The sequence below is a fragment of the Priestia aryabhattai B8W22 genome, from assembly GCF_000956595.1.
GTDB lineage: Bacteria > Bacillota > Bacilli > Bacillales > Bacillaceae_H > Priestia > Priestia aryabhattai.
Genome location: NZ_JYOO01000003.1, coordinates 246,797 through 253,619, shown reverse-complemented (window position 1 = coordinate 253,619; position 6,823 = coordinate 246,797). Strand labels below are relative to the sequence as shown.

The following is a 6,823-nucleotide window of genomic DNA, read 5'->3' as shown; positions in this document are numbered from 1 at the left end:
TTTTTTACGTCGACTAAAATTCTTTTGTACCAGCTTCTAGATTAGTAAGCAGCTAGAGTTTGATTCGTTTTCTGGGCGTTTCCTTTGTTGAAAGCTTCTTTTAAGAGCGTGTAAGATCGCTTTTTTTGTTCGAAATTTTGAATAGCAGTAAGTATGATAAATTCATCAATAGAAAACGCCTGTTTCAAAGCTTGCAGTTTTTGACGAACGGTTTCTTTTGTACCGTATATAATGTTTGCTTCTTTTTCTTCAATTCGATAGCTTTCTTTGGACTGTTGACCAAATTCTTCCGCTTTTTCTTTGGAGCCTAGTGTAGCGGACTTTCCATTTTGTAAGTATACTTTAAATATTTTTGTGCTGGATGCTAATGTTTTTGCTTCTTCTACGGTGTCCGCTACGATGACGGAAAGCGCAACGACAAGCGAGCGTGCATGGGATGAAACGTGCTGATTATAGACAGAAATCGCTTCTTCTAGCACTTTTTGATCACCATTAATGAATTGAGCAAATACATAAGGAAGGTTTAATGAACCCGCAAGCTCTGCGCTTGAAGCACTTGCTCCCAGTAAAAATATATCTGCTGATTTTTCCGGCCTTGGATAGGCTTTTAAACCGTAAAGAGGGTGATCTTTTGGCAGCGTATCGTTTAGGTATTGTTTAAGTTCTATCAGTTTGTCTGTTAAGGACTTAGTGGGCTGAGAGTTTTGTTGCAAGGCTTGAGTAGAATGAGGTAGTCCTCCTGGTGCTCTACCGATTCCAAGATCGATGCGATTTGGAGATAATGAGGCTAAAACATTAAAATTTTCTGCTACTTTATAAGGGCTGTAGTGCTGAAGCATAACACCGCCTGAGCCGATACGGATATGATTCGTTTTAGCGAGTAGGTGAGAAATTAACACTTCAGGTGATGATCCTACAACATGTTCAGAGTCATGATGCTCCGCTACCCAAAAGCGGTGGTAGCCAAGTTCTTCTGCTAGCTGAGCTAATTGTATAGTATGCTGAAATGCATCTTCAGCACGCTCACCTTCGTAACGTGGGCTTTGATCTAAAATACTTAATTTCACTGAAAACACTCCTTAAAGTTGATAAAAAAGGTAAGAATAATTGGAATTAATTTTAGCAAAGGATTTTCCAGATGGAAAGAGTTTTTTTAAAAGAAAAATATTTTTTGAAAAATAAGTTGACTTTGCCATTTTGAGGCTATATAGTTGAATCATCAAACAGAAAAACCGATAAAACAACTTGGATAAATAAGAATTAAGTGAGTATGTTTCAAAGACACTTCACTTCATTCTCCGGTTTTATCAAAGAAACAGTTAAAGCTGATTGGTCTACCAAAGGCTCCTGAGGAAACTCCAGGAGCCTTTTTGCTGTAAAAAGGAGGGGAAGAAAGTGAGCGATGTATGTATTTTATATAACGGAAGCTCTCATAATTATCAACAAATAGCCTCAGTGAAAGGTGAGCTAGAAGCTTGCTTAACCTCAAAAGGAGTGGACGCAGAAACTATTTTGTATCATGATGTACACGCTTTGAAGCAGGAAACACAGAAAGAAGTAAAGGCATTTATCTCAAAAGTGAACCAAGCTAAAAGTATTGTCGTTCTGTTATCTGGAGTAAATGAAACATACGTACAGTCTTTTGAACAGCTAACAAAAATAGTGCCGGAAGATTTATTGCATAAAAAAATACTTCTGCCAATTCTTATTGGTGAAAATGTGAATTCTTTACTAAAAGCCAAGTATGATTTAAAACTTTTAGCGTCTTTTTTAGGTAGACCTTATTGGCTCAGCAGTCTTTTTTTGCTGCATGAATACGTCTCTTTTACAGGCATCAACAATGCGAATGCCAAAAGTCGTTTAAAGGAAGCTGTGGATGAGCTGATTTATAAAGCCGATCTATCTCTTCAAACATTTATAAAATGAGGTGAAGAAAATGAGTGAATTATTTCGATTAGCAACCGTAGAAGATGCTAAAGAACTGTTGGATTTAACGCTTCGAGCATACGAGCCGATTCGAAAGCTAGGAATTAAGTTTCCTGCCGCAACGGCAACGATTGAACTTGTAAAAGAAAACATTCAAAACAGCCGCTGCTATGTGCTGGAAAGTGATGAAAAAATCGTAGCTACGATTACAGCAAGAACGTATAAAGAAATAACGAACTGGCCTTTCTTATGGTGGTTTGCTGTAGATCCATTGGTTAAAAAGAAAGGAGTAGGTTCTAAACTCTTAACGTGGGTTGAAGAAACCATTATTCGAGATCAACTGGGGGCTCCTGCTGTTACATTAGCTACTTCTGACCGACACCCATGGTTGATTCCTATGTATGAAAGAAAAGGGTATGAACGCTTTTTTGAAGTCGATCAAGGAGAAGAAGGAAAAGAAGGAAAAGGCGTATTCTTAAGGAAGATCTTACATCCCGAAAGATATGAGTTAGAAAAACATAAGGAGTTAAAACAAGCTAATTAATCATTTAAAAGAAAAGAGGAGAAACCATGTCAGTAAAAATTTTATTATGGAATCGAAAAGGTTGTCATCATTGCGAGGAACTAAAAGCATATTTTTATGAGAAAGGATATCAATATGAAAGTATCGATGTAGAAGGAAAAGATTATTTGCGGGATTTACTTGAAATTAAATACGGTATTCGCTATGTACCGGTCGTTGAAATTGGAGACGAGGGGCAGTTTAAAGGAGTAATTGAAAAAGATTATGAACAAATAGAAAAGTTGATTAAAGACTATTCACCAATCGTTAAATAGCTGCAACATCCATTTTATTAATTCGTTAAAACAATAAATTATTTTGAGACATAGTGAGGGACAAAACACATGAAAAAGCTACAGCTGACAGCTATCTTTTTATCACTTCTTTTATTATTAGCCGCTTGCGGAACACCCAATAAAGAAACAGCAGCTAACGCAAGCAAAGACAAAGTGCAAAAAATTATTGTAGGAACGGGTACGCAATTTCCGAACATTTGCTTTCTTGATGACAAAGGAAATCTAACGGGGTATGACGTAGAGCTTGTTAAAGAAATAGACAAACGTCTTCCAAACTATAAGTTTGAATTTAAAACAATGGATTTTTCTAATTTACTTTTGAGCTTGGAATCCAACAAAATTGATTTAGTAGCCCATCAGATGGAAGTGAATGAAGAAAGAAAACAAAAGTTCTTGTTTAATAAAGAACCTTATAATATCTTTCCGCTGCATGTAGTTGTAAATGAAAAAAATACGTCGATTAAATCAATTAAAGATTTGAGCGGTAAAAAGGTAATTGTAGGAGCAACGAGTAACTCTGCTAACTTAATCGATAAGTATAACAAAGAACATGGAGATAAAATTGATATCGTTTATTCAGGCCAAGGATCTGATGATGCAAAAACGCAGCTAAAAACAGGACGTGCGGACGCTACAATTAGTACGCCGTTTGCAGTTGACTTTGTCAATAAGCAAGCGGACGCAGAGCAAAAAGTTGTAGGACCTGCTATTTCAAATTCAAAAGTATATTTTATGCTTCGAAAAAATGAAACAGGTTTACAAAAAAATGTTGATAAAGCGCTAAAAGAAATAAAAGAAGACGGAACATTGACAAAATTAAGCAAAAAATGGCTAGGAGAAGATTATACAAAAGCAGCTGGAAATAACTAAAGCACTTACTGTGACCCAAGCCTTGAACTTGGGTCCTTTCGCTACCTGCAGAGGGAAACAAAGGAGAGAAAAAGATGGGAAAAGCATTTGATATAGAGCTGATTTTCACCTCTATTCCTCAATTATTATCTTATTTGCATATTACAATTTGGATTTTGATTGCTTCACTTTTGATTGGCAGTACCTTGGGATTGTTTATTGCGCTGCCTCGTATTTATAAAGTACCGGTGTTAAGTCAATTAGCAGCAGTTTATATTTCTTTTATGAGGGGGACGCCTATTTTAATTCAATTATTTTTAGTTTTTTACGGGGTACCTGCCCTTTTACAATTGATTCATATTGACGTTTCTAGAATGGTTCCGCTCGTATTTGTAATTATCACGTATTCACTGAGCACGGCGGCGTCTTTTTCTGAAATGATGCGCGGTGCCATTAATAGTGTAGATAAAGGGCAAACTGAAGCAGCGTATAGTGTAGGAATGACCGGAAAACAAACGTTCACTCGAATTGTGCTGCCGCAAGCTCTCGTTGTAGCCTTTCCTAACTTTGGAAACCTTGTGATTGGGTCCTTAAAAGATACGTCTTTAGCCTTTACCATTGGTGTGATGGATATGATGGGAAGAGGAGATACCATTATCGCTGCAACGGCTCATGCAGTTGAAGTATATATTGCACTTGCCATTATTTATTATTTTGTAGCCATTATATTAGAGAAATTTTTTATGAAATCCGAACAGAAGCTGCAAAAACACGATCAGCCTGTTCATGTATAAAACGAGCTTACTAAAAGAGGTGTAAACATGATTATTGACGTACCGTTTATATGGACGGCATTTGTAGAAATTTTGAAGGCATTACCTTTAACACTCCTTATTACCATCGGTCCATTACTAGGCGGATTGCTTATTGGTATTGCTGTTGCGGCTGTAAGAATTAATTCAGTGAAAATAATAACGCCTATTGCTAACGTATACGTATCATTTTTCCGAGGAACGCCTGCTATTCTTCATATTATGGTTATTTACCTAGGGTTCCCGCTATTTATTAATAAATTATCGAGCTACTATGGATGGGGCTTCAATGCAAACAGCATTCCTATTGTCGTATTTGTATTAATCGCTTTGTCTTTTACAGCGGGAGCTTATATGTCAGAGATCATTCGCTCTGGTTTGTTAGCTGTAGAAAAAGGACAAATTGAGGGTGCGTATTCCATTGGAATGAATCGTTTTCAATCGATGAAAAGAATTGTTTTTCCACAGGCGTTTGCTTTGTCTTTACCGAATTTATGTAATATCTTCATCGGCTTTTTGCATACGTCTTCTATCGCATTCATCGTCTCGCAAAAAGAGTTAAACGGTGCAGCTAATATCGTAGCTTCAAATAATCTTAAGTTTCTGGAAGCCTATATTGCTGCCGCCCTTATTTATTGGATGCTGACGATGTTAATAGAAGGAATAACGGCGCTGCTTGAACGAAAGTTAACGGTTTATAATCGAGGAGGGGTTGTATGATTACATTAACAAATATTAAAAAAACATTTGGTCAACACACAGTATTGGACGGTATTGATTTAATTGTTAAAAAAGGGGATGTTGTAACCATTTTAGGGCCGAGTGGCTCTGGAAAGACTACGTTTCTACGCTGCATTAATTTCTTAGAAAAAGCAGATGAAGGAGAAGTTTCGATTGATCAATTTACGGTGCAGTGCCAAAAGCCAAACCGCAAAGACATTTTAACTCTTCGCCAAAAAACAACGATGGTTTTTCAGCAATACAATTTGTTCAAACACAAAACCGTTATTGAAAATATTATGGAGGGGCTAGTTATTGTTCAAAAGCTGCCAAAGGAAGAAGCGAAACAACGCAGTTTAGACGTTCTTGAAAAAGTTGGGCTTGTTGAAAAAGCAAATGCATATCCAAGTCAGTTATCAGGAGGTCAACAGCAGCGAGTGGGCATTGCTAGAGCGCTTGCTTTGAATCCTGAAGTCATTTTATTTGATGAGCCGACGTCTGCTTTGGACCCCGAACTGGTTGGTGAAGTGCTGTCTGTTATTCGTAAAATTGCTGAAGAAGGAATTACGATGATTATTGTTACGCACGAAATGAGCTTTGCCCGTGAAGTCTCTAATCACGTTGTGTTTATGGACGGAGGCAAAATTGTCGAACAAGGTCATCCTGATGAAATATTTTTAAATCCAAAAGAAGATCGAACAAAGCAATTTTTCAAGCGTATTAACCCAACACATTCTCCTTACTCTTATGTTTATGAAAAAACAATCTAATATTTTAATTTAAAACCTACTTGACTCATAGGAATAATAAGTATATGATAAAATCATCAAATTAAACAAACCGACTAGATCACTAGAGGTTCTTTGCACAATGTCACGCATTGTGCAAAGAACCTTTTATTTTTAACTAGACTTAAGGGAAGAAGGGTGAACGTAGTGAATAGAGGAGCATTAAAAGCTAAAACAAGCAAAAAACTTATTATAAAAGGCCTGGTTGTACCTGGAAGGCAGCAAGGAAGACATTTGGGTTTTCCAACAGCTAATATAGATACTCAGCATGAGGAATTAAAAAATGGCGTGTATGGTGTCCTCGTTCATCTGCGGGGACTTGAACATATAGGAGTTATGAATGTAGGCGTTAAGCCGACATTTGGATCGGAACTATCTAAAACATTTGAGGTTCATATTTTGGATTTTAACGACGTTATTTATGGAGAGACAGTTCAATGCGACGTGATCTTTCGGGTGCGAGGAGAGAAAAAGTTCCCTTCTATTGAGTTTTTAAAGCATCAAATTAAAGCCGATACGCTGCAAGTTAAGCAAAGATTTCAACATATGGGCTATGTATCTAGTGAACATACAGCTTCCAAGCTAGGGCAAGCGCGGTATTTAAATCTTCCTGATCTACAGTTTTTTAATTGGTGCCACAGTCAATTCAGAGTCAATAAAGGGATTTACAATACAATCGATCAATGGTTTTATGACGAAGGAATTGAAAATATTTACCCTAGAAGAGTTCACGTTATCGCTTTTTTACAATTTGCACAAGAAGGAAATGAAAGAAAGATAGAAAAAGAAGGAGTCCTTCGCTTTGGAGCAGGCGGTTTAACCAATCAATTACGAGAATTTATGAATGGGTATGAAAAAGGAGAATGGTAA

General features: G+C 36.9%; 9 protein-coding genes. 8 read left to right on the top strand and 1 reads right to left on the bottom strand.

Annotated elements, in window-relative coordinates:
* Positions 1 to 41: 41 nt before the first annotated feature.
* On the bottom strand, positions 42 to 1,067 hold the full coding sequence (locus N178_RS03955; RefSeq protein ID WP_045290616.1) for an LLM class flavin-dependent oxidoreductase: 1,026 nt from the start codon (positions 1,065 to 1,067) through the stop codon (positions 42 to 44).
* A 328-nt stretch (positions 1,068 to 1,395) separates the two neighbouring features.
* Between N178_RS03955 and N178_RS03950 the strand changes: the two genes are divergently transcribed.
* The 8 genes from N178_RS03950 (at position 1,396) to N178_RS03915 (ending at position 6,823) form a co-directional block, all read left to right on the top strand.
* The gene (locus tag N178_RS03950; RefSeq protein ID WP_045290614.1) at positions 1,396 to 1,926 is read left to right on the top strand and encodes a hypothetical protein; all 531 of its coding nucleotides are present in this window, start codon (positions 1,396 to 1,398) and stop codon (positions 1,924 to 1,926) included.
* A gap of 10 nt (positions 1,927 to 1,936) precedes the next feature.
* Positions 1,937 to 2,470 carry a GNAT family N-acetyltransferase gene (locus N178_RS03945; protein ID WP_045290613.1) on the top strand — a complete coding sequence of 178 codons (534 nt, stop codon included), beginning with the start codon at positions 1,937 to 1,939 and terminating at the stop codon, positions 2,468 to 2,470.
* 26 nt (positions 2,471 to 2,496) lie between these two features.
* Positions 2,497 to 2,763, top strand: coding sequence for a glutaredoxin family protein (locus N178_RS03940; protein WP_045290612.1), 267 nt, complete (start codon positions 2,497 to 2,499; stop codon positions 2,761 to 2,763).
* 69 nt (positions 2,764 to 2,832) lie between these two features.
* Positions 2,833 to 3,654 carry an amino acid ABC transporter substrate-binding protein gene (locus N178_RS03935; RefSeq protein WP_045290611.1) on the top strand — a complete coding sequence of 274 codons (822 nt, stop codon included), beginning with the start codon at positions 2,833 to 2,835 and terminating at the stop codon, positions 3,652 to 3,654.
* A gap of 74 nt (positions 3,655 to 3,728) precedes the next feature.
* Positions 3,729 to 4,427, top strand: coding sequence for an amino acid ABC transporter permease (locus tag N178_RS03930; RefSeq protein WP_045290610.1), 699 nt, complete (start codon positions 3,729 to 3,731; stop codon positions 4,425 to 4,427).
* Positions 4,428 to 4,454: 27 nt separating this feature from the next.
* Positions 4,455 to 5,165, top strand: coding sequence for an amino acid ABC transporter permease (locus N178_RS03925; RefSeq protein ID WP_045290608.1), 711 nt, complete (start codon positions 4,455 to 4,457; stop codon positions 5,163 to 5,165).
* Positions 5,162 to 5,935, top strand: a complete 774-nt coding sequence (locus N178_RS03920) for an amino acid ABC transporter ATP-binding protein (RefSeq protein WP_045290606.1) — start codon at positions 5,162 to 5,164, stop codon at positions 5,933 to 5,935. The genes N178_RS03925 and N178_RS03920 overlap by 4 nt, the downstream gene beginning before the upstream one ends.
* 165 nt (positions 5,936 to 6,100) lie before the next feature.
* On the top strand, positions 6,101 to 6,823 hold the full coding sequence (locus N178_RS03915) for a riboflavin kinase (protein ID WP_045290603.1): 723 nt from the start codon (positions 6,101 to 6,103) through the stop codon (positions 6,821 to 6,823).